Source organism: Amycolatopsis bullii (assembly GCF_014654205.1).
GTDB lineage: Bacteria > Actinomycetota > Actinomycetes > Mycobacteriales > Pseudonocardiaceae > Amycolatopsis > Amycolatopsis plumensis.
The window spans coordinates 61018-82118 of sequence record NZ_BNAW01000024.1 but is presented as its reverse complement, the minus strand read 5'-3'; the positions used below and the strand labels follow the sequence as shown (position 1 = coordinate 82118).

Annotated in this window: 23 protein-coding genes and 1 pseudogene; 13 read left to right on the top strand and 11 right to left on the bottom strand. The window is 72.0% G+C overall.

What is annotated here, in order from left to right; all coding sequences use genetic code 11:
* Nucleotides 1–32: 32 nt before the first annotated feature.
* The 4 genes from IE317_RS25110 to IE317_RS25095 form a co-directional block, all read right to left on the bottom strand.
* Nucleotides 33–413, bottom strand: a complete 381-nt coding sequence (locus IE317_RS25110; RefSeq protein WP_191313784.1) for a VOC family protein — start codon at nt 411–413, stop codon at nt 33–35.
* Nucleotides 414–475: 62 nt separating this feature from the next.
* Nucleotides 476–1216: an FAD:protein FMN transferase gene (locus IE317_RS25105; RefSeq protein ID WP_191313783.1), complete on the bottom strand. Its 741-nt coding sequence runs from the start codon at nt 1214–1216 to the stop codon at nt 476–478.
* Complete coding sequence (locus IE317_RS25100) at nt 1213–1731, bottom strand: FMN-binding protein (protein WP_191313782.1); 519 nt, start codon at nt 1729–1731, stop codon at nt 1213–1215. Before IE317_RS25100 ends, IE317_RS25105 begins: the two co-directional genes overlap by 4 nt.
* Nucleotides 1732–1740: 9 nt before the next feature.
* Nucleotides 1741–3087, bottom strand: a complete 1347-nt coding sequence (locus IE317_RS25095; protein ID WP_191313824.1) for a ferredoxin reductase family protein — start codon at nt 3085–3087, stop codon at nt 1741–1743.
* A gap of 147 nt (nt 3088–3234) precedes the next feature.
* On the opposite strand from IE317_RS25095, the gene IE317_RS25090 reads away from it, so the two are divergent.
* Together IE317_RS25090 and IE317_RS25085 are read left to right on the top strand one after the other, a co-directional pair.
* Nucleotides 3235–3948: a response regulator transcription factor gene (locus IE317_RS25090; RefSeq protein ID WP_191313781.1), complete on the top strand. Its 714-nt coding sequence runs from the start codon at nt 3235–3237 to the stop codon at nt 3946–3948.
* Nucleotides 3945–5366 carry a sensor histidine kinase gene (locus IE317_RS25085; RefSeq protein ID WP_191313780.1) on the top strand — a complete coding sequence of 474 codons (1422 nt, stop codon included), beginning with the start codon at nt 3945–3947 and terminating at the stop codon, nt 5364–5366. Before IE317_RS25090 ends, IE317_RS25085 begins: the two co-directional genes overlap by 4 nt.
* Here IE317_RS25085 and IE317_RS25080 read toward each other — a convergent pair.
* Complete coding sequence (locus IE317_RS25080; RefSeq protein WP_191313779.1) at nt 5338–5994, bottom strand: pyridoxamine 5'-phosphate oxidase family protein; 657 nt, start codon at nt 5992–5994, stop codon at nt 5338–5340. The two genes, IE317_RS25085 and IE317_RS25080, sit on opposite strands and share 29 nt — an antisense overlap.
* Nucleotides 5995–6080: 86 nt before the next feature.
* On the opposite strand from IE317_RS25080, the gene pdxR reads away from it, so the two are divergent.
* Complete coding sequence (pdxR, locus tag IE317_RS25075; RefSeq protein WP_191313778.1) at nt 6081–7445, top strand: MocR-like pyridoxine biosynthesis transcription factor PdxR; 1365 nt, start codon at nt 6081–6083, stop codon at nt 7443–7445.
* Between the two features lie 524 nt (nt 7446–7969).
* On the top strand, nt 7970–9064 hold the full coding sequence (locus IE317_RS25070) for a D-alanine--D-alanine ligase family protein (protein WP_191313777.1): 1095 nt from the start codon (nt 7970–7972) through the stop codon (nt 9062–9064).
* On the opposite strand, the gene IE317_RS25065 is transcribed toward IE317_RS25070, so the two are convergent.
* Entirely contained in the window at nt 9061–9597 is a 537-nt protein-coding gene (locus IE317_RS25065; protein WP_191313776.1) for a DUF3515 domain-containing protein, read from the bottom strand. The genes IE317_RS25070 and IE317_RS25065 overlap by 4 nt on opposite strands.
* 19 nt (nt 9598–9616) lie before the next feature.
* A complete protein-coding gene (locus IE317_RS25060; RefSeq protein WP_003091994.1) occupies nt 9617–9850 on the bottom strand; it encodes an Lrp/AsnC family transcriptional regulator in 234 nt (77 codons plus the stop codon).
* A gap of 136 nt (nt 9851–9986) precedes the next feature.
* On the opposite strand from IE317_RS25060, the gene IE317_RS25055 reads away from it, so the two are divergent.
* Nucleotides 9987–10943, top strand: coding sequence for a thiamine-phosphate kinase (locus tag IE317_RS25055; protein WP_191313775.1), 957 nt, complete (start codon nt 9987–9989; stop codon nt 10941–10943).
* Between the two features lie 16 nt (nt 10944–10959).
* The gene (locus IE317_RS25050; protein ID WP_191313774.1) at nt 10960–11439 is read left to right on the top strand and encodes a GNAT family N-acetyltransferase; all 480 of its coding nucleotides are present in this window, start codon (nt 10960–10962) and stop codon (nt 11437–11439) included.
* Here IE317_RS25050 and IE317_RS45165 read toward each other — a convergent pair.
* Complete coding sequence (locus tag IE317_RS45165) at nt 11426–11689, bottom strand: hypothetical protein (RefSeq protein ID WP_268246902.1); 264 nt, start codon at nt 11687–11689, stop codon at nt 11426–11428. The two genes, IE317_RS25050 and IE317_RS45165, sit on opposite strands and share 14 nt — an antisense overlap.
* Nucleotides 11684–12493, bottom strand: a pseudogene (locus IE317_RS25045) (glycoside hydrolase family 27 protein); the annotation flags it as partial. The pseudogene IE317_RS25045 and the gene IE317_RS45165, both read right to left, overlap by 6 nt.
* Nucleotides 12494–12672: 179 nt before the next feature.
* Here IE317_RS25045 and IE317_RS25040 point away from each other — a divergent pair.
* The 3 genes from IE317_RS25040 (at nt 12673) to IE317_RS25030 (ending at nt 14744) form a co-directional block, all read left to right on the top strand.
* Nucleotides 12673–13203: a gamma carbonic anhydrase family protein gene (locus IE317_RS25040; protein WP_191313773.1), complete on the top strand. Its 531-nt coding sequence runs from the start codon at nt 12673–12675 to the stop codon at nt 13201–13203.
* Between the two features lie 30 nt (nt 13204–13233).
* The gene (locus IE317_RS25035) at nt 13234–13911 is read left to right on the top strand and encodes a uracil-DNA glycosylase (protein WP_191313772.1); all 678 of its coding nucleotides are present in this window, start codon (nt 13234–13236) and stop codon (nt 13909–13911) included.
* A 65-nt stretch (nt 13912–13976) separates the two neighbouring features.
* Nucleotides 13977–14744 (top strand): alpha/beta fold hydrolase, encoded by a 768-nt coding sequence (locus IE317_RS25030; RefSeq protein ID WP_191313771.1) that lies wholly within the window; start codon nt 13977–13979, stop codon nt 14742–14744.
* Nucleotides 14745–14801: 57 nt separating this feature from the next.
* On the opposite strand, the gene rpmB is transcribed toward IE317_RS25030, so the two are convergent.
* A complete protein-coding gene (rpmB, locus tag IE317_RS25025; RefSeq protein ID WP_176172341.1) occupies nt 14802–14993 on the bottom strand; it encodes a 50S ribosomal protein L28 in 192 nt (63 codons plus the stop codon).
* A gap of 134 nt (nt 14994–15127) precedes the next feature.
* Between rpmB and IE317_RS25020 the strand changes: the two genes are divergently transcribed.
* Genes IE317_RS25020 through IE317_RS25010 form a run of 3 tightly spaced genes read left to right on the top strand, consistent with a single transcriptional unit; the run spans nt 15128 to nt 19320 of the window.
* The gene (locus IE317_RS25020; protein ID WP_191313770.1) at nt 15128–16699 is read left to right on the top strand and encodes a DAK2 domain-containing protein; all 1572 of its coding nucleotides are present in this window, start codon (nt 15128–15130) and stop codon (nt 16697–16699) included.
* Between the two features lie 3 nt (nt 16700–16702).
* A complete protein-coding gene (recG, locus tag IE317_RS25015; RefSeq protein ID WP_191313769.1) occupies nt 16703–18856 on the top strand; it encodes an ATP-dependent DNA helicase RecG in 2154 nt (717 codons plus the stop codon).
* Nucleotides 18853–19320 (top strand): GNAT family N-acetyltransferase, encoded by a 468-nt coding sequence (locus IE317_RS25010; RefSeq protein ID WP_191313768.1) that lies wholly within the window; start codon nt 18853–18855, stop codon nt 19318–19320. The genes recG and IE317_RS25010 overlap by 4 nt, the downstream gene beginning before the upstream one ends.
* Here IE317_RS25010 and IE317_RS25005 read toward each other — a convergent pair.
* A complete protein-coding gene (locus tag IE317_RS25005) occupies nt 19280–19915 on the bottom strand; it encodes a TetR/AcrR family transcriptional regulator (RefSeq protein ID WP_191313767.1) in 636 nt (211 codons plus the stop codon). The genes IE317_RS25010 and IE317_RS25005 overlap by 41 nt on opposite strands.
* 31 nt (nt 19916–19946) lie before the next feature.
* On the opposite strand from IE317_RS25005, the gene IE317_RS25000 reads away from it, so the two are divergent.
* Nucleotides 19947–21074: an erythromycin esterase family protein gene (locus IE317_RS25000; protein ID WP_191313766.1), complete on the top strand. Its 1128-nt coding sequence runs from the start codon at nt 19947–19949 to the stop codon at nt 21072–21074.
* Nucleotides 21075–21101 lie beyond the last annotated feature (27 nt).

Here is a 21101-nt window from a genome sequence, read left to right as displayed (position 1 = left end):
TATTCAGCCGGTCTTGACCGCCGGCGAGTCCGTCACGAAGTCGCCGCGCGCTCGGCCGCGCTGCGCAGCACGCAGAATTCGTTGCCCTCCGGGTCGGCGAGCACCACCCAGCCCGTGCCGTCCGGGTTGCGGAGGTCGTCGTACAGCGTCGCGCCGAGGCCGAGGAGCCGCTCGACTTCCTCGTCGCGCGGGATGTCTGGCTGCAGGCACAGGTGGAGGCGGTTCTTCACCGTCTTCGGTTCGGGTACGCGGATGAACAGCAGGTTCGTCCCGTCGTTCAGCTCGAAGCCGACCTCTTCGTCGCCGGGCTGGTCGGTGTCGGGCATCGGTTTGCCGGTGACCTGGCTCCAGAACCGGCACAGCGTGTACGGGTCGGCGCAGTCGACGGTGACGTTCAGCACGGACGACGGCATGGCACTCCTCGATGTCGGGTGGGCCCGAGTCTGGCCCAGCGGCCCGAGGAGGGCGAACCGATTTACGACGCCAGCGCCAGCCCGGCCGTCCGGTGCATGCGGCGGCTGTCGTCGACGATGAGGATCTCGCAGTCCGGCCGGTCGGCCGCCCACGTGATGCCCTCCGCGCCCATCGCGAACGCCGCCGTGGCCAGTGCGTCCGCCGTCACCAGGTCGCCGGCCACGACCGTGACGCTCATCAGGCCCGTTGCCGGGGTGCCCGAACGGCCGTCGAGGATGTGGGAGCCGCGCTCGTATGCCGCCGACGTCGCGATCGCGCCGTTGCGCGACTCCAGAACCGCGCACACGGCCAGGGGCTGCTCCGGGTGGCGCACGCCGACCCGCCACGGGCGTCCCGGCTCGGGCTCGCCGGCGGTGACGACGTCGCCGCCGGCGTTGAGGCAGAACGTCGCCGCGCCCTCGGCCTTCAGCATGTCGGCCGCGCGCTGCACCGCCCAGCCCTTGACGACGGCGCACGGGTCGAGGCCGCGGCCGGGCAGCCGCGCGCGGAACGCGCCGCCGGAGAGCTGCTCGTAGTACGCGCAGAGCTCCAGCACCTCCAGGAGGTCGTCGCTCAGCTCGGCCGCCGTCAGCTCGCCGCGGTCGTACCGGCTGACCTCGCTGTCTTCCTTGAACGGGCTGAACCGGGCGTCGACGTCCCGGAACCACGCGAACACGTCGTCGACCACCTCGGCGAAGTCGCCCTCGTCCCGCAGGTCGAGCGAGATCGGCAGGCCCATCACCTGTTCGACGCGGGTGGTCATCGCTGCTTCCCCCTCGCGTCGATCGCGGCCTGCAGCGACGTCTTGTACGACTCGCTGGTCTCGGTGGCCCCGGTCACCGTGTCGATGTCGGCGCTCTGCGCCTTGATCGCTTCTTCCTGCAGCTTCGGGAGCGCGGTCAGCGACCGGCCGCCGTCCGGGGCATGCAGCAGAGTGATGACGGCGATCCGCGAGCCGGTGAACGTCACCTGCACCTGCACGGTGCCGTACCGGCTCGACTCGGCGCTGCCCTGCGTGGTCACCGGCTCGTTCGTGGTGTCCCGGGTGGCCGGAACCTCCGAAGTGGACTGAGCGGGCGTGGTGGCCGACGACGGCGGTGTGTCCGAAGTGGACGGAGTCGCCGAGGTGGCGGGCGGTGCCGAGGTGACCGGCGCGGTGGCGGCCGGCGGAGGTGCCTGGGCGACCGTGGAGGTCTTCTGCACCGGCCCCGGCTCGAACCGCCAGACCGCGATGAACCCCGCGATGGACAGCGCGACGACGAAAATGGTCTTCTTCACGACAATCCCCTAAGCCGCAAGGCTGAAACGTTCGGCGTGCACCTGTGCGCTCGGCACCTTCAGCTCGCGCAGGCTGCGCAGCACGGCCGAGGTCATCCCCGGCGGCCCGCAGACGAACACGTCCCGCTCGTGCACGTCCGGCACCATCATGTGCAGGTTCGCCGGCCCGAGCATCACCCCGCGCGGCCCGACCGCCTGGTCCGGTCCGGTGAGGACACTGACGCTGGCGCCGCGGGCCTTGGCGAGCTCGTTCAGCTCCGGCAGCAGCACCGCGTCGGCCTGCGAGCGCACCCGGTAGAGCACGACGACGTGGCCGTCGATGTCCTCCAGCAGCGCGCGGATCGGTGTGATCCCGACGCCGCCTGCCACGAGCAGCGCGTTGGGCCGCCGCTGGTGGATCGTCGTGAAGGCGCCGTACGGTCCTTCGGCGAACACGCGCGTCCCGACGCGCAGGTTCCGCAGCCCGGCGCTGGAATCGCCGAGCGCCTTCGCGGTCAGCCGCAGGGAACGGCCGTCGGGCGCGGCCGACAGCGAGAACGGGTTTGCCTGCCACCACCGGTCCTTGGTCAGGAACCGCCACAGGAAGAACTGCCCGGCCTTGGCCGGCATCTTGTCCAGGTGCTTGCCGGACATGTAGACCGAAACGACGTCCGGGGACTCGGAAACCACCGCCGTGACCCGCAGCTGGTGGCGCAGGTTCCGCCACAGCGGCAGCACGACCCGCCCGGCCAGCACGGCCGCGCCGGCGCCGAGCCAGAGCGTCCACCAGTAGGCCTTCGCCGGCTCCGAGCCGGCGAACGACTGCCCGAGCGCGATCTGGTGGGTGAAGGCCAGCAGCACCGCGGCGTAGGTGTAGAGGTGGATGAAGTGCCACGTTTCGTAGGCGAGACGCTTGCGCGCGAACTTGGCCGAGGCGGCGCCGACGACGAGGATCACGGCGAAGGCGACCAGTGCCCGCAGGATCCCCTCGAGGGTGTTGGCCATCTCGACCAGCTCGTCGACGACGCCCTTGTCCGAGACCTCCGCGTAGCCCATGGTGATGAACACCAGGTGCGCCAGCAGGGTCCAGAGGATCGTGAAACCGGTCCAGCGGTGCCAGGTGGTCAGCCGGTCCATCCCGAGCCGGCGGTCCAGCCAGGGCAGCCGGGCCACCAGCAGCAGCTGGAACGCCATCGCCAGCGCGCCGTACATCCCGGCGAGCCTGCCGATCGTGATCAGCACGTTCTGCGAAACCCCGGCCTGCACGAACAGGACGGTGACGGCGGCCACGTTGGCGCCGAGGAAGAGGAAGAGGCCGGATTTCGCGGCGATCCGGGGGCGGATCGCCGGGCGCGCGGCCTCGGCGGTCTGCGTCATGGTGGTCACACGGATCCCCCTTCGGTTCGGTTCACGAAGGCCAGCCTCGCCGCCCGTCCTGTGGCGAATCTGGGTGCCGGCTGTCGGATTCCTGTCGGCCGCCGCCTCGGCTCGCCCGGCGCGCCCGCGGCGGGAGAAGATGCGGGGGTGCAGACTCCCGACCAGGTGCGCCTGCTCGTCGTCGACGACGAGCCGCACATCGCCGACCTCGTCGCCACCGTCGCCCGGTACGAGGGCTGGCAGGCGGTCACGGCCGGCACCGGGCAGGCCGCGCTCAGCCGGGCCGCGGAGTTCGGGCCGGACATCGTCGTGCTCGACCTGATGCTGCCCGACCTCGACGGCTTCACCGTGCTCGACCGCCTGCGGGCGGGCGGCAACGCGGTGCCCGTGGTGTTCCTCACGGCCAAGGACGCGACGGCCGACCGGATCGCCGGGCTCACCCGCGGGGGTGACGACTACCTCGTGAAACCGTTTTCGGTCGAGGAGCTGATGGCGAGGCTGCGGGCGGTGCTGCGGCGCAGCGCCGGTGTCGCGCACCAGCCCGAGGCGCGCGGCGCGGTGCTGCGGGTCGGCGACCTGACCCTGGACGAGGACACCCGCGAGGTCCGCCGTGGCGACCGCCTGGCCGAGCTGACGCCGACCGAGTACGAGCTGCTGCGCTACCTCATGCGCCGCTCGCCCGCCGTGCTGACCAAGGCGCAGATCCTCGACCACGTCTGGGAGTACGACTTCGGCGGCCGGTCCAATGTGGTCGAACTGGTCATTTCGCACCTGCGGCGCAAGGTCGACGCGGGCGGCGGCGAGCCGCTGATCCACACCGTCCGCGGCGTCGGGTACGTCGTGCGGCAGGCGCACCGGTGAAGGGGTTCTTCACCCGGTGGTACGGGGCATGGCAGCGCACCCGGCTGGGCACCCGGATCACCCTCGGCCTCGGCGCGCTCGCCCTGGTGGTGTTCGCGGCCGTCGGCGTCACGACCGTCGGGATCATGCACGGCTACCTCGACCGGCGGCTCGACGAGCAGCTGTCCAAGAGCCAGAACACGCAGCTGCCGCTGCTGCGCGAGACGCACGGCTCGCCGCAGTCGGTGTACTCCTGGTACTCGGCGCTGTACAAGGTCACCGACGGGGTCGCCGTCCCCGAGCCGGGCGGCCAGCTGCCGGGCGACGCCAAGCAGCTGGCGAAGATCGCCGCCGAAGCGGTGGGCGGCGACGTCACCCGGACCATCTACCTGCGCGACGACGGCCCGTACCGGGTGCGGGCGTGCCCGGTCGACACGGACTCGGTGCTGCTGTCCGCCGCGCCGCAGAAGGACCTCGACGGCACGGTCCGGCAGCTGGTCTGGGTCGAGGTCGCCGCCTTCGCGCTCGCGCTGGGCGTGCTGGTGGTCGTGGGACGGCTGGTGCTGCGCCGCGGCCTGCGCCCGCTGGCCGACATGGCCGGCACCGCGCACGACATCGCTTCCCACGACCTCACCGCCAACCCGGACCTGCCGGTGCGCGCGGCGGGCACCGGCGGCGGCGCCGAAGTCGAAGAGCTGCGGACGGCGTTCAACGTGATGCTGGCCCACATCGACACGTCCCTGGCGGCGAAGACCGAGGCCAACGAGCGGCTGCGCCGGTTCGTCGCGGACGCCTCGCACGAGCTGCGCACACCGCTGACGTCGATCCGCGGGTACGCCGACCTCTTCCGCTACGCCGCCGCGAACGAGCCAGCCGAGCGCGAGGCGCACCTGGCGAAGATCCGCGAGGAGACCGCGCGGATGACCGTGCTCGTCGACGACCTCCTGCTGCTGGCCCGGCTCGACGCGCGGGCCGCCGAGACGCCGTTGCGGCCCGAGCGCGTCGACCTGGCCGAGCTGGCCGGGGACGCGGCGGACGCGTTCGCCGCCGGACGGCCCGACCACCCGCTGACCACGTCGTTCTCGACGGCGTTCGTGGACGCCGATCCGGTGCGGCTGCGGCAGGTGCTGGACAACCTGCTGGCCAACGCGGCCGTGCACACCCCGCCCGGGACGTCGGTGCACGTCTCGGTGACGGCTTCGGACGGTCACGCCGTGGTGCAGGTGACCGACACCGGGCCCGGCATCGCGGTGGCGGACCAGGAGCGGATCTTCGACCGGTTCTTTCGCGTCGACGACTCCCGCACCCGCGGCAACGGCGGCACCGGACTCGGGCTGTCGGTGGTCCAGTCCCTGGTCACCGCGCACGGTGGCACGGTCTCGGTGGCTTCGGCGCCGGGCCGGACGACGTTCACCGTGCGGTTGCCGCTCGCTCGGTGACGTGCGGCGGTGTCGTCCAGCCGGGGGAGAGGTCGGTCGAGGGCTCGGGTTCGCCGTAGACGGTCCGGACCGGGAGGACGCCCGCCCAGGCGGTGTCGGCCTCGACGTCTTCGGGCTCGTCGTCCGGGCCTTCGGCGCGCATCTTCACCGACGCCTCGGCGAGGTCCAGCGCGAGCACGGACACCGCGGCGAACTCCTTGGCGTTGACCTCGCGCGCGTGTTCCCAGGAGCCGGGCGCGAGGTGGTCGGTGAGCACCTTCAGGCCGTGCATCTTCGCTTCGGCGTCGAGGACCGGCTTCGCCTGGCCGAGGATGACGGCGCTGCGGTAGTTCATCGAGTGGTTGTTGACCGAGCGCGAGTAGACGATGCCGTCGAGGAGGGTGACGGTCACGCAGACGTCGAGGCCGTGCGCCGCGGTGCGGAGGCTGGTGGCGCCGGTGGAGCCGTGCAGGTAGAGCGTGTCGCCGTCGCGGCCGTAGCCGGTGGGCAGGACCAGCGGCACGCCGTCGCGGACGATCCCGAGGTGGCAGATCAGGCCTTCGTCCAGGACGGCGTGCAGCGCGGAGCGGTCGGTCACGGCGCGGTGCTTCTTGCGGCCGAGCGTGGTGCGGGGCGTCGTCGACAACATGCGACCAGCGTCTCCCGGAATAGTGGCATGGGAAAACGTCCACTTCTCGTACACTTGTGAAGTCCACTTCCGGCGGAGGAGGTTCCGTGTCCGACACCGCGCTCCCGGTCAGCCTGGATCGTGCGGCGGTGACCCCGCTGGCGGTGCAGCTGGCGGACGCGCTGCGCGAAGCGGCGGCGAGCGGCCACCTGCGCGGCGGCGACCGGCTGCCGTCGACGCGGGCACTGGCCGGACGCCTCGGCGTCAGCCGCACGGTGACGTCGGCGGCGTACGAGCAGCTGCACGCGGAGGGCTGGATCGCCGGGCGGCACGGCTCGGGCACCTACGTGACGACGCCGCCTTCTTCCTCGGCTTCCTCGGTCCCCGTGCCCGCCGTCCCGGCTCCTGAGGTCGTTTCGCCTTCGCTGCTGGACCTCGGCCCGGGCACGCCGTGGGCGGCGGGGCTGGACCGCGCGGCCTGGCGCCGCGCGTGGCGGGCGGCGGCGGACCCGGAGCCGCTGGTCCGGGCCCACCGGGCGGGCCTGCCGGAGTACCGCGCGGCGGTGTCGGAGCACCTGCTGCGCCACCGCGGTCTCGCGGCGGGATCGGTCCTGGCGACCGGCGGCACGACGGCGGCGGTCGTCGAGCTGGCGGCGGCGGTGCTGGAACGCGGGGACGTCGTCGCGGTCGAGGAGCCGGGATACCAGCGGGCGGTGCAGGCGTTCCTCCGCGCGGGGATGCGGGTCGTGGGTGTGCCGGTGGACGACGAAGGTCTGCGGCCTTCCGCGATTCCGGCGGGCGCGCGGGCGGTGTACTGCTCGCCGGCGCACCAGTACCCGATGGGCAGCAGGCTGAGCGCGGCCCGGCGGGTCTCGCTGGTGGAGCGGGCGCGTTCGTCGGGCATGCTGGTCATCGAGGACGACTACGACGGCGAGCTGCGGTTCGACGTCGCGCCGTTGCCGATGCTGGCTTCGCTGGCACCGGACGTCGTGGCGCACCTGGGGACGACGTCGAAGATCCTCACGCCGACGTTGGGGGCGGGGTGGATGGTGGCGCCGGAGGCGATCACGTCGGCGGTGCTGGCGTACCGGGATTCGACGGGGACGCGCCCGTCGCCGGCGGGGCAGCGGGTGTTGCACGAGTTCGCGCGGAACGGGGATCTGGGCCGTCACCTGCGAAAACTGCGGCGGGAGATGGCGGAGCGGCGGACCTTGCTGGCGGGGGCGTTGTCGGCGGCGGGGATTCCGGTGCGGGGGGACGACGCCGGGGCGCACCTGGTGGTGCCGTTTTCGTCGGCCGAGGTGGAGGCGTCGGTGATCGCTTCCGCTGAGCGGCGGGGAATCCGGCTGGACGGGCTGGCGCGGCATTTCGCCGGTCCGCCGTCTGCGCACGGGGTGGCGATCGGGTACGCGGGGTGTTCGCGGGAGGCCTTGGTGGCGGCTTTGCCGACGTTGGTGGCTTTGCTGCGGTGAGTCTCGTTGTCCACAGTTCGGTGGTGCTGTGGACAAACGTGGTTCGGCGGGGGCCTTTTCGGGCTTGGGCGTCGGTGGTTGCCGATACGCTCAATTCGGTGGGGGTTCCCCCTGGGAGGGCGGGATCTGCTTGGTGGGTGTTGCCCGGGGAGGGCGGAATCTGCGGAGGAGGGTCCACCTGGGAGGGCGGGATTTGCGGGGAAGTCGCGGTGACACCGGCGACAGTTCCGGCCGCACTCGGCCCGGCCCGCCCGGCCTGGCCTGGCGAACTCGGCTTGGCGAACTCGGCTTGGCGAACCCGGCCTGGCGAACCCGGCCTGGCGAACCCAGCCTGGCGAACCCAGCCTGGCGAACCCAGCCTGGCGAACCCAGCCTGGCGAACCCAGCCTGGCGAACCCAGCCACCAATCCCTCGATGCACAAGACGTGCCAAGCCCGTCACCGGTTGCGTTCACCGCTCGCCGCCGTCCGTCCGTCGTACCGGGCTGGGCTGTTCCGCGAGGTCACCGGGTACGGTGGCTCACCATGAGCGAGAAGATCCGGGTGGCCGTCGTGTTCGGTGGGCGCAGCAGCGAGCACACCATCTCGTGCCTTTCCGCCGGCAGCGTCCTCGGCCACCTCGACCCCGAACGCTTCGAGGCCGTCCCGGTCGGGATCACCCGGGAAGGCCGGTGGGTGCTCGGCACCGGCGACTCCGCCCAGCTCGCCATCCGCGGCCGGGAACTGCCCTCCGTCGACGACGGCAAGGGGCTCGTCCTCGCCGGGGACCCGTCCAGCCAAGGCCTCGTCGCCGTGGAACCGGGGCGGGAAAGCGAGATGCTGTCGCGGGTCGACGTCGTCTTCCCCGTCCTGCACGGGGCCTTCGGCGAAGACGGCACCATCCAGGGCCTCCTCGAACTCGCCGGCATCCCCTACGTCGGGCCCGGCGTGCTCGCCAGCGCCGCCGCCATGGACAAGGAAACCGCCAAGAAACTCCTGGCCGCCGAAGGGCTTCCGGTCGGCACCTACTCCGCGCTCAAGCGGGGGCAGTCCACTTTGGACGATCAGGCCAAGGACACCCTCGGCCTCCCCGTCTTCGTCAAGCCGTCGCGGGCGGGCAGCTCCGTCGGCATCTCGCGCGTCGCCAGCTGGGACGAGCTGGACGCCGCCATCGAACTCGCGCGCGCCACCGATCCCAAGGTCCTCGTCGAGGCCGCCGTCGTCGGGCGGGAGGTCGAATGCGGAGTCCTCGAGTTCCCCGACGGTCGCGTCGAAGCCTCGCTGCCCGCCGAGATCCGCGTGCTCTCCGAAGACGAAAACGCCTGGTACGACTTCGAAACCAAGTACCTCGGCGACGACGCCGAACTCGACATCCCGGCCAAGCTCGACGACGCCCTCACCGAGAAGCTCCGCGCGATGGCCGTCGAAGCGTTCCGGGCGCTGGACTGCCAGGGGCTGGCCCGCGTCGACTTCTTCGTCACCGAAGACCACGAGCTGATCATCAACGAGGTCAACACCATGCCGGGCTTCACGACGAAGTCCGCCTACCCGAAGATGTGGGAGGTCACCGGCATGGACTACGCCACGCTGCTGACCACCCTCGTCGAGACGGCGATCGCCCGCGGAACGGGACTGCGTTAAGAGAACCGCAGCGGCCGCGGAGCCAGCTTCGCGGCCACCGTGTCCGAAACGGCCTGCAGCGGCCCGGTCCCGGCGCTGTCCGGCACCGTCAGCGCCGCGTAGACCTCGCGGTCCACCACGTACCACGTCGACGCGCCCTCGCCCGGCACCCGCAGCCACTGCACCTTGTTCACCAGCCGCAGCTGCGCCGTCGGCGTCAGCTCCGGGGGCCGGTCGAGGCCGCAGCGCAACACCACGGGATCACCGGCACCCCAGGCCACCGTCGCGGGGGGCGCCGGCGCGGCCAGGGAACGCACCTTCAAAGAAGTCCCGTTCGAGGTCAGCTCGGTCGGCACCGCGCCCAGCAGCGTCGTGCAGCCCGGCGACCCCGCGGCAGGCGCCGGCACCGGGACCAGCGGCAGCGGGCCCGCGGAGTCCGCGGGGGACGGCCGGGTCAACGCGAAGACGGCGACGGCGACCGCCAGCGCCACGGCGAGCGCGGCCGCGGTGACGAGGACCACGCGGGGCGGCGCACCGGTGTCGGAGTCAGGCACCGGACCACTACACCACTGCTCAGAGGTGGACCACCGGGCAGGTCAGCGTCCGCGTGATGCCCTCCACGTTCTGCACCTTCGCGACCACGAGCTGGCCCAGCTGGTCCACGTTGTCGGCGGCCGCGCGGACGATCACGTCGTACGGTCCGGTGACATCCTCCGAGCTGGTCACACCCGGGATGCTGGAGATCTCGGCAGCCACCGCGGCCGCCTTGCCGACCTCGGTCTGGATGAGGATGTATGCGTGGACCACGGCGCGCCCTTTCGTCGGGATCGGAGGCTCAAGGTAGGAACGTCTTCAGCAACGTATCGCCAGCTCACGGAAAAACATAGGGCATCCGACTATCGGTGATCGATCTTTGTCCCGGTAGAGAAAGCAGAGGTGACCGGTGTCACCGAACGACGGAACGGTCGCCGAGACCGGGGAGTTCGCGCTCATCCGCGCCGTCACCGAAGGACGGCGCCAGCCCCCGGGCACGCTGCTCGGCCCGGGCGACGACGCCGCCGTCGTCGCCGCCCCGGACGGCCGCGTGGTCGCCAGCACCGACGTGCTCGTCCAGGGCGTCCACTTCCGGCTCGACTGGTCCTCGCCCGAGCACGTCGGGCGCAAGGCCGTCGCGGTCAACCTGGCCGACATCGCGGCCATGGGCGCCACCCCGACGACCGTCCTGGTCGGACTGGCCTGCCCGCCCGACACCCCGAGCGAGGTGGTGAAGGGGCTCACCGACGGCATGTGGGCCGAAGCCGAACGCGCCGGCGTCGGCGTCTCCGGCGGCGACATGGTCCGCGCCGACCAGCTCGTGATCAGCGTCACGGCCCTGGGCGACCTCGGCGACCGCGAGCCGGTGACGCGCTCGGGCGCCCGGCCCGGTGACGTCCTCGCGGTGAACGGGCGGCTCGGCTGGGCCGCGGCCGGCCTGGCCGTGCTCGGCCGCGGCTTCCGGTCGCCGGTGGGCGTCGTCAACGCCCAGCGCTGCCCGGAACCGCCCTACGAAGCCGGGCCGCGGGCCGCGCTGGCCGGGGCCACGGCGATGATCGACGTCTCCGACGGCCTGCTCGCCGACCTGGGCCACATCGGCGAGGCCTCCGGCGTCGGCATCGACGTCCGCACCGCCGACCTCGACATCCCCGCCCGGCTCACCGAGGTCGGCGCCGCCCTCGGCGCGGACCCCCTGGACTGGGTGCTCACCGGCGGCGAGGACCACGCACTGGCCGCGACCTTCCCGCCGTTCGCCGAGCTCCCGGACGGCTGGCGCACGATCGGTGTGGTCACCATGGCCGGCTCCGGGATCACCGTCGACGGGAAACCGTTTTCGCGAGAAGGCGGATGGACGCACTGGCGCTGATCTAGGCTTCGGAAGCGTGAGAATCGTTCCAGTCCCCTACGACCACCCCGACGCGGCCCAGCTCATGGCCGCGGTGCAGCAGGTCTACGTCGAGCGCTACGGCAGCGAGGACGCCACCCCGATGAGCCCCGCGGACTTCGATCCGCCGGAGGGCCTGTTCCTCGTCGGCTACCAGGGTGACGAAGCGGTCGCCTGCGGGGCCTGGCGCGCCCACGACGGCCCCGCGCCGGACTTCCAGGACGGCGACGCCGAGTTCAAGCGCATGTACGTCGCCGATTCCGCGCGCGGCCGCGGGTTCGCGCGGATGATCCTGTTCGAGCTGGAACGCACGGCGGCGCTGTGCGGCCGCAAGCGCGCGGTCCTGGAAACCGGGACCAAGCAGCCGGAAGCGATCGCGCTCTACACCTCGTCGGGCTACGTCGAGATCCCGAAGTTCGGCGTCTACAAGAACGAGCCGGAAAGCCGCTGCTTCGGCAAGGACCTCACCTCGGCGTGAGCTTCAGCAGGGCCGCCGCGTGGGGCCGCAGGGACGCCGACACGGCGGCCCCGGCCTCCCGATGGGCCCACAGGTCGCGGACGTTCCACGACCCCGGGATCGACGCGGAGACGGTCGCGGTGGTGCTGCCGGTGTTCAGCAGCACCACCGCGAAACCGCCGTCGCTCAACGGCTTTCCCCACACCTGGTAGCCGGGGCCCGCGTCGAGCTGCCGTCCCTGGCTGCCCGCGAAGTCCTGGTCGACGGCGATCGCCTCGGCGTTGCCCAGCGTCGCGAGGTCGGTGCCGCTCAGCTTCGCCGGGTCGGTGCCGGCGAACAGCGGCGCGTTCAGCACGGCCCAGACGCTGAAGTGCGCTCGCGACTCGTCGGCGGTCAGCGTCCCGTTGCCGACCTGCAGCATGTCCGGGTCGTTCCAGCCGCCCGGGGAGCCGCTGTGGACGGCGACGCCGGCCTGCCGGTCGATCGTCGCGAGCACCGACTCCCAGGTCGGAACCAGGTCGTAGGTGGTGCGCCACAGGTTCGCCACCGGCCGGGCTCAGGTCCAGGGGCTCGACACGCCGTACTCGGAGATCGCGTAGGCGATCGGGCGGGGCAGCGCGGCCAGTTCGTCGCGCATCTTCTCGAACGCGGCCTTCCGGTCGAGGCCGTCGACGGTGTCGGCGTTGCACCAGTCGTACTTGAGGTAGTCGACGCCCCAGCGGCCGAACGTCTCGGCGTCCTGGCGCTCGTGGCCCAGCGAGCCGATGCCCGAGGCCGGGTAGGCGTCGTTCGCCATGGCGCAGGTCCGGCTGCCGGGCACGGCGTAGATGCCGAACAGCAGGCCGCGCGAGTGCACGTAGTCGGCTAGGTCGGCGATGCCGTGCGGGAACCGCTTCGGATCCGCCTGTAGCGAGCCGTCGGCGGCCCGCGTGGGTGCCTGCCAGCAGTCGTCGACGACGACGTACTGGTAACCCGCGTCACGCAGGCCGGTGTCCGCGAGCGCGTCGGCGGCGTTGCGCACGACGTCTTCGGTGAGGTCGTAGCAGCGGACCTGGTTCCAGCTGTTCCAGCCCATCGGCGGGGTGCCGGCCAGGCCGTTCGCGAGCGCGGGCGCGGCGACCGGCAGGCTGAGCAGCCAGGTCAGCACGACGAGGAGGAGCACGAGTGCCGTGCTTCCCGGACGGGTCTGTGGCTGAGCGGCGATGCCGTGATCCAATCGCACGGGAAGTGAAACCGCGGTCACCCGGAGGCGGCATGCCGATCTACGCACTCGGTTCGCTCGAGCCGACGATCCACCCCGACGCCTACGTCCACCCGGACGCGACGGTCATCGGCGACGTCCGGATCGGCGCGCACGCGTCGGTGTGGCCGCAGACCGTCCTGCGCGGCGACCACGGGTACATCGAGATCGGCGAGCGCTCGAACGTCCAGGACGGCTGCGTCCTGCACTGCACCGGGCGGCACCCGACGATCCTCGGACCGTCGTCGGCGATCGGGCACGCGGTGCACGTCGAAGGCGCGACGATCGGCACCGGCTGCCTGATCGCGTCCGGCTCGGTGGTGCTCAACGGCTCGGTGATCGAGGACGGCGGCATGGTCGGCGCGGGCGCGGTGCTCTCGTACGGCTTCCACGTCAAGACCGGGGAAATCGCCCTCGGCGTCCCGGCGAGGGTGCGGGAGAACAAGTCGTTCGGGCCGGAGAACATCGCGATGGTGGTGGAGTCCTACGTCGAGCGCGGGCGCCGGTTCAAGACGGAGCTGAGGCGGCTCGACCCGCTCGGGTGACGCCGGCCACGCCCGGTAGGCTTGCGCGCCGTGACCGCACGACCGCTGCAGGACATCGTCGAGGCAGGCTGGGCGAAAGCCCTCGAACCGGTGGCGCCGCAGGTCGCCGCGATGGGGGAGTTCCTCCGCGCGGAGATCGCCGCGGGCCGGACCTACCTGCCGGCGGGGGAGCACGTGCTGCGGGCGTTCAAGCAACCGTTCCACGACGTGCGCGTGCTGATCGTCGGCCAGGACCCGTACCCGACGCCGGGGCACGCGGTGGGCCTGAGCTTCTCCGTGGCGCCGGACGTCCGGCCGATCCCGAAGAGCCTGATCAACATCTACAAGGAGTACTGCGACGACCTCGGCCACCCGCAGCCGTCCAACGGCGACCTGACGCCGTGGGCCGAGCAGGGCGTGCTGCTGCTCAACCGGTCGCTGACCGTGCAGCCCGGGAAGTCGAACTCACACCAGGGCAAGGGCTGGGAAGCGGTCACCGAGCAGGCGATCAAGGCCCTCGCGGCCCGCTCGGAGCCGATGGTGGCGATCCTGTGGGGCCGCAACGCCCGCAACCTGCGGCCGATGCTGGGGGACGTCCCGTGCATCGAGTCCGCGCACCCGAGCCCGCTCTCGGCGCACAACGGCTTCTTCGGCTCGCGCCCGTTCAGCCGGGCCAACCAGCTCCTGGAGCAGCAAGGTGCGGCGCCGGTGGACTGGAAACTGCCGTAGGTTCGGTGTCCGGATCCGCGTGACGGCTCCGACCAAGGGGAAACGCACCCTTTCCGGAGGAAACCATGAACGTCACCTCGGCCGACGGCACGACCATCTTCTTCGAGCAGCGCGGCGACGGCCCGCCGGTGATCCTGATCGGCGGCGCGTTCAACGACCGGACGACCACGGTGGGCCTGGCGGAGGTCCTGGCCGGCGACTTCACGGTGGTCAACTACGACCGCCGCGGCCGCGGTGACTCCGGTGACTCGGCTTCCTACGCGATCGAGCGCGAGATCGAGGACCTGGCGGCGTTGATCGCCCACGTGGGTGGGACGGCGTCGGTGTTCGGGCACTCCTCGGGGGCGGTCCTGGCCCTGGAGGCGGCCGCCGCGGGGATCGGGATCGAGCGCGTGGTGGCGTACGAGCCGCCGTACGCGACCGACGAGCACCCGCGGGCCGACGTCGCCGACGAGGTGCGCGCCCGGCTGGCGGCGGGGGACCGGGATGGTGCGGTGGCGACGTTCCTGCAGGTCGCGGGCACCCCGACGGAGATGATCGAGGGGATGAAGCAGGCTCCGGTGTGGGGCTGGTTCACGGCGCTGGCGCACACGCTGCCGTACGACCTGACGATCTGCGGCCCGGACGCCCGGCCGCGTGACTCGCTGGCCCGCATCGAGATCCCGACGCTGGTGATCGGCGGCGGCGCCAGCGACGACGCGCTCCAGGCAGGCGCCCGCGCGGCGGCCGAGGCGGTGCCCGGCGCCCGGCACGAGACCCTCGAAGGCCAGGACCACGGCGTGCTGCAGTACCCGGAGACGCTCAAGGATCTGCTGACGGATTTCCTCAAGTAGACAGGAAAATGGCGGGTGCTCCGGAGAGCACCCGCCATCCCCAACTTCGCTGCAGCGTCAGCCCCGGACGACCTTGCCCGCCTTGATGCAGGAGGTGCACACGTTCAGGCGCTTGCGCTGGGACACACCCACCTTGGCGTGGACGGTCTGGATGTTCGGGTTCCACCGGCGGTTGGTACGGCGGTGGGAGTGCGAGACCGCCTTGCCGAAGCCCGGTCCCTTGCCACAGACGTCGCACACGGCAGCCACGTCGAACTCCTTTGGATCTGGGTCATAGAAATGAGCCCAGATGCACTGGGCAACTCGACCATAGTAACTACTGCGATCGAGGGCCCCGGCACCGGGTCGATACGCTGCCCGGGAACCGGGTAGGAGGTTACGGGGTGCGGGTGCTGGACACGGCGGCGGTGTCGGCCTGGGCTGCGGGTTGTGTGCGCAGCCTGGCGAGCCTGCGGCCGGCCATCGACGAGATCAACGTCTACCCCGTGGCGGACTCCGACACCGGCTCCAACATGCTCTTCACGATGACCGGTGCGGCCCGGGAACTCGAGCAGGACACGCCGGAAACCGCCGCCGAAGCGCTGAAGATCCTCGCGCGCGGCGCGGTGGCCTCCGCCAAGGGCAACTCGGGCGTGATCCTCTCCCAGGTCGTGCGCGGGCTCGCCGACCGCGCCGAAGGCGAGCTGGACGGCGCGTGGCTGGCGAACGCGCTGGGGCACGCCGACGAGGTCGCCACCGGGGCCGTCAGCCGCCCGGTCGCCGGGACCATCCTCACCGTCCTGCACGCCGTCGCCCTCGCCGTCCGCGGCGACACGAGCTCCCTGCCCGAAATCGCCGCGAAAGCCGCGAAAGAGGCCGCGCACGCCCTCGAGAAGACGCCCGAGCAGCTGCCCGCGCTGGCCAGGGCCGGAGTCGTCGACGCCGGGGCGCGCGGCCTCGTCGCCGTGCTCGACGCTCTCGTCGCCGTGCTCACCGGTGCCCCCGTCGAGCACGACCACGCCCTCGAGGCCCCCGCGCACGCCGAGGCCTACGCCTGGGAGGTCATGTACCTCCTCGACGGCGTCGACGAGGCGAGCCTCCCGACCCTGCGCAAGGAGCTGAGCGGCCTCGGCGACAGCGTCACGGTGGCCGGCGACGGCTCGGGCAGCCACGCCGTGCACGTCCACTGCGCCGACATCGGCGCCGCCATCGAGGCCGGGCTGGCGCTGGGCCGCCCGCGCAAGATCCGCGTCGAACCCTTGCTCACGCCGACGCCGATCGAGCCGGGCGGCGGGATCGACCGCACGGTCGTCGCCGTCGTCCACGGTGGGGCCCTGGCCGAGCTGCTGCGTGCCGAAAGCATCCCGGTGCTGGCCGTGCCCGAGGGCGGGACGCCGAGCGTCGAGGACATGATCGGCCTGCTCAACGAGGCCGCTGGGCAGCAGGTGACCGTGTTGCCCGGCAGCGTCGCGCTCACCGCCGCGGCCGACGCCGCGGCCGGGCACGCGATGGCCGCCGACCGGGACGTCGTGGTCATCCCGTGCGCGTCGCCGGTGCAGGTGCTGGCCGCCCTCGCCGTGCACGACGCCGGGCGCCGCACCAACGACGACGTCGTCGCGATGGCCGAAGCGGCCGCCGCGACCAGGCGTGGCGAACTGCGGATCGCCCAGGAGGAGTCGCTAACCTGGGTGGGCCGGGCCCAGTCCGGCGACGTGGTCGGCCTGGTCGACGACGAAGTGGTGCTGATCGAGCCCGCGCCGGCGTCGGAGACGAACCTGGTCGCGGCCGCGATGAAGGTGCTGAACCGGATGCTGGCGCTCGGCGGCGAACTGGTGACGGTGCTCAGCGGGGCGGCGGCCCCGCCGGGGGTCGCCGGGGAACTCGCGGAGCAGCTGCGGGTGGAGCACCCGGAGGTGGAACTGACCTGCTACGCCAGCGGCCAGGCGGACGCCGTGCTGCTGATGGGAGTCGAATAGCCGATGGCCGGACTGCGCGACAAGCTGCCGTTGCTGCTGGGCGCCAAGACGGCGAAGGCGCTCGCCACGTCGCTGGGCATCGAGACGGTCAGCGACCTGCTGCGCCACTACCCGCGCCGCTACGCCGAGCGCGGCGAGCTCACCGACATCCACGGCCTCGAGCTGGGCGAGCACGCCACCGTGCTGGCGCGCATCGAAAAGGTGAGCAAGCGGCGGATGAAGGCCCGCAACGGGACCATCCTCGACATGGTCATCACCGACGGAAAACGGCGGCTGACCTGCGCGTTCTTCAACCAGGCCTGGCGCGAGAAGGACCTCGTCCCCGGTAAGACCGGCCTGTTCGCCGGCAAGGTGTCCGCCTTCCGCGACACCCTGCAGCTGACCAACCCCGAGTACGAGCTGTTCGAGGCCGACCGCGCCGAGGAGGCGATGGACGACTTCCTCGCCGCGATCATCCCGGTCTACCCGGCGGCGCAGGGCATGCCGACCTGGTCGATCGCCAAGTGCGTGCGCCAGGTCCTCGACGTCCTCGAGGTCGACGACGACCCGATGCCCGCCGAGCTGCGGCGGCTGCACAAGCTCGCCGACCTCGACAACGCGCTGCGCGGCATCCACCGCCCGGAGAACTGGGCGCACCTGGAGGCGTCGAAGAAGCGGCTCAAGTGGGACGAAGCCATGGCCGTCCAGCTGATCTTCGCGCAGCGGCGCCACTCGGCCATCTCGCGCCCGGCGAAGGCGAACCCGCACGTCAGCGGCGGCCTGCTGGACGCCTTCGACAAGCGGCTGCCCTTCGACCTCACCGCGGGCCAGCGGGGGATCGGCGACGAGATCGCCGCGGACCTGGCGTCCGAGCACCCGATGAACCGGCTGCTGCAGGGCGAGGTCGGCTCGGGCAAGACCGTGGTCGCGCTGCGGGCGATGCTGCAGGTCGTCGACAACGGGCGGCAGGCCGCCATGCTCGCGCCGACCGAGGTCCTGGCCGCGCAGCACGCGCGGTCGCTGCGGGAAATGCTCGGCGACCTCGGCCAGGCGGGCGAGCTGGGAGCGGCGGAGAACGCCACGCGCGTGACACTCCTGACCGGGTCGATGGGGGCGAAGGAACGCAAGAAGTCGCTGCTGGAGATCGTCAGCGGTGAGGCGGGCATCGTCGTCGGCACGCACGCGCTGATCCAGGACCACGTCGAGTTCGCCGACCTCGGCCTCGCCGTCGTCGACGAGCAGCACCGCTTCGGCGTCGAGCAACGGGACGCGCTGCGCACCCGCGGGTCCGGCGACACCAGCCCGCACGTCCTCGTCATGACGGCGACGCCGATCCCGCGCACGGTCGCCATGACCGTGTACGGCGACCTGGAGGTCTCGGCGCTGCGCGAGATGCCGGTCGGGCGGTCGCCGATCGCGACCACGGTCGTGCCGGTCGCCGAAAAGCCGGCCTGGTTCGAGCGGATCTGGCAGCGGGTGCGCGAAGAGGTCGGCAAGGGACACCAGGCGTACGTCGTGTGCCCGCGGATCGGCGACGAACCGCCGTCGGACAAGAGCGACAAACGGCCGCCGCTCGCGGTCCTCGAAGTGGCCCCCGAGCTGGAGCACGGCCCGCTGCAGGGCCTGAAGATCGGCGTGCTGCACGGCCGGATGCCGCCCGACGACAAGGACGCCGTGATGCGGGCGTTCACGGCGGCCCAGCTGGACGTCCTCGTGGCCACCACGGTGATCGAGGTCGGCGTGAACGTGCCGAACGCGACCGCGATGGTGATCATGGACGCCGACCGGTTCGGCGTCAGCCAGCTGCACCAGCTGCGCGGCCGCGTCGGCCGCGGCAGTGTGCCGGGGCTGTGCCTGCTCGTCACCGAGGCCCTCGACGGCACGGCGACCCGTGAACGGCTGGCGGCGGTCGAGTCCACGACGGACGGCTTCGAGCTGTCCCGCCTCGACCTCGAGCTGCGCCGCGAAGGCGACATCCTGGGCGCCGCGCAGTCCGGGAAGCGGTCCACGCTGAAGCTGCTGTCGCTGCTGCGCGACGAGGACGTGATCGCCGCGTCCCGGGCCTTGGCGCAGGAGCTCGTCACGCAGGACCCGGAGCTGACGAAGTACCGCGGCCTGGCGCAGATGGTCGCCGACGTCGTCGACGTCGAGCGCGCGGAGTACCTGGAGAAGAGTTGATCCGCCCGGCCACGGTGGCCGACGCCGAGGCGATCGGCGAGGTCCACGTGCGGTCGTGGCAGGCGGCGTACGAGGGCCTGATCCCGGCGGACTTCCTCGCGCGGCTCTCGGCTTCGTCACGCGCGGCGGCGTGGGCCCGGCGCATCGGCGGCGGTGGCCGGGTGCTCGTCGCCGAGGAAGACGGCGTCATCGCGGGCTTCGCCGCCTTCGGGCCTTCGCACCTGTACGCGCTCTATCTGCTGCCGGAGTTCTGGGGCCGGGGCCTCGGCCGGGCGCTGCACGACCGGGCCGTCGAGGAGATGTCCGGCGAGAGCGCCGTCCTGTGGGTGCTGGCGACGAACGAGCGCGCGAAGGCGTTCTACGTCCGGCAGGGCTGGGTGGACGACGACGCCCGCCAGACCGAGACGATCGACGACGGGCGCGTCACGCTGGAGGAGATGCGGTACCGCCGCCGGTTGCCGTGAACACGCCGGCTTTCGCGGCGGCCGCGGCGGCCTTCGCGGCGATGTCGGCGTCTCTCGGCGTCACGCCTTCCCGGGAGACGAACAGGCGGTAGAAGATCGGCCCGCAGGCCACGCGCACCGGCTCCACGGGATCGGTGCCGGGCGGGACCTCGCCGCGTTCGATCGCCCGGGTCACAGCGGCCGCCGAACGGGCGTGGCGGTCGACGTAGAACTCGCGCAGGGCGTCGGCCGCGCGCGGGGAGAGAAACGCCGCCGAGATCGACGCCGTGGGCAGCTCGCGCTCGCCCGGGGTGGTGAAGTAGCGCACCAGCTCCAGGTTGATCGCGCGCAGGTCGCCTTCGAGGGAACCGGTGTCCGGCACCGCCCACTCCTGCTCGGCGCCCATCAGCAGGGCGGCCGCGACCAGGCCTTCGGCGGACTCCCAGCGCCGGTACAGCGTCGTCTTGTGCACGCCGGAGCGTTCGGCGACCGCCTCGACGGTCAGCTCCGCGTACCCGCGTTCGCCGAGCAGTTCGAGGGTGGCCTCGAGTGCGGCGAGACGGGTCCGCTCGGTGCGGCCGCCCGGACGCTTCGTCCCGGAAATCTCGGTTGCCAACTGCTACTCCTGTTGCGTTAGTGTGCCCAGTATGACAGGAACCGTCGACGTTGCCGAGATCGCCGAGCTGATCGGCGACGCCGAAGTCGTCGCCATCGGCGAGAACAACCATCACATCCGCGAGTTCGGCGTGCTGCGCGACCGCCTCCTGCGCCACCTCGTCACCGAGTGCGGGTTCACCGTGCTCGGGTTCGAAGGCGGCTTCCCCGAGGGGCACCTGGTCGATGCCTGGCTGCAGGGCGGCCCGGGCGAGGTCGCCGACATCGCGCGTGACGGCTTCACCTTCGGCCTCGGCGACTCCGCCGAGGTGCACGAGATGGTGACCTGGCTGCGCGGCCGCGGGGTCCGGTTCTTCGGGCTCGACGTGCCGAGCTCGGCGGGGTCTCCGATGCCGGCGTTGCAGGCGGTGCGCGAAGTCCTGATGCGGGTGGATCCCGCCAATGTGGCCCTGGTGGACAACGCGGTGGCGGCCTGCGAACCGTACGCGTCGGTGAGCAGCGCGGTCGCGCCGGGCCGGTACGGGGAGCTGAGCGTCGCGGCGCGGGACGCGGCCACCGTGGCGCTGACCGTCCTCAAAGGACACGTGGAGTCGCTGGCGCCCGAAGCGGCGCACCACGCGGAAGGTGCCCTGCGCGTCGACCTGTACCTGCGGGAGCTCGACGCGCTCATGGCGGGCCGCGCGCCCGAGCCGCAGAGTTCGTCGCGGGACACCTACATGGCGGCCACCGTGCGGCTGCTGCGGCGGCAGTTCCCCGGCGAGAAGATCGTGCTGATGATCCACAACGGACACCTCCAGCGCGTCCCGTTCTCGCCGATGCCGGGCATGACGGCGCCGTCGGCGGGCACGCACCTGGCCGCGGAGCTCGGCAATCGCTATTTCGCGCTCGCTTTGACCGCCGTTTCCGGGACGACGACCGGCCTGGCGCCCGACCCGGCGTTCCCGCTGGGGTTCCGGATGTTCGAGCAGACCCTGGAAGATCCGGCGGAAGGCAGCGTCGAGGCGGTGCTGGCTTCGCGGGCGCCGTGCGTGGTCGCGCGGCCCGCGGCGTCGGGAATCCGCCATGCGCACATGGGCGTTCCGGTCGATGTCGCTTCGGCGTTCGACGCGGTGGTGTGCCTGGAGAAACAGGAAACGATTTTCCGGTCCACCCCTGAATAGGTGTGCCCGTTCGGCTGCTTGTCGTAA

Excerpts from the sequence above, each read along its gene's own strand:
- IE317_RS25110 (WP_191313784.1), bottom strand. The coding sequence starts at position 413 with ATGCCGTCGTCCGTGCTGAACGTCACCGTCGACTGCGCCGACCCGTAC.
- IE317_RS25000 (WP_191313766.1), top strand. The coding sequence starts at position 19,947 with ATGACAGGAACCGTCGACGTTGCCGAGATCGCCGAGCTGATCGGCGAC.
- IE317_RS25095 (WP_191313824.1), bottom strand. The coding sequence starts at position 3,087 with ATGACGCAGACCGCCGAGGCCGCGCGCCCGGCGATCCGCCCCCGGATC.
- IE317_RS25040 (WP_191313773.1), top strand. The coding sequence starts at position 12,673 with ATGCCGATCTACGCACTCGGTTCGCTCGAGCCGACGATCCACCCCGAC.
- recG (WP_191313769.1), top strand. The coding sequence starts at position 16,703 with ATGGCCGGACTGCGCGACAAGCTGCCGTTGCTGCTGGGCGCCAAGACG.
- IE317_RS25080 (WP_191313779.1), bottom strand. The coding sequence starts at position 5,994 with ATGTTGTCGACGACGCCCCGCACCACGCTCGGCCGCAAGAAGCACCGC.
- IE317_RS25105 (WP_191313783.1), bottom strand. The coding sequence starts at position 1,216 with ATGACCACCCGCGTCGAACAGGTGATGGGCCTGCCGATCTCGCTCGAC.
- IE317_RS25030 (WP_191313771.1), top strand. The coding sequence starts at position 13,977 with ATGAACGTCACCTCGGCCGACGGCACGACCATCTTCTTCGAGCAGCGC.
- IE317_RS25070 (WP_191313777.1), top strand. The coding sequence starts at position 7,970 with ATGAGCGAGAAGATCCGGGTGGCCGTCGTGTTCGGTGGGCGCAGCAGC.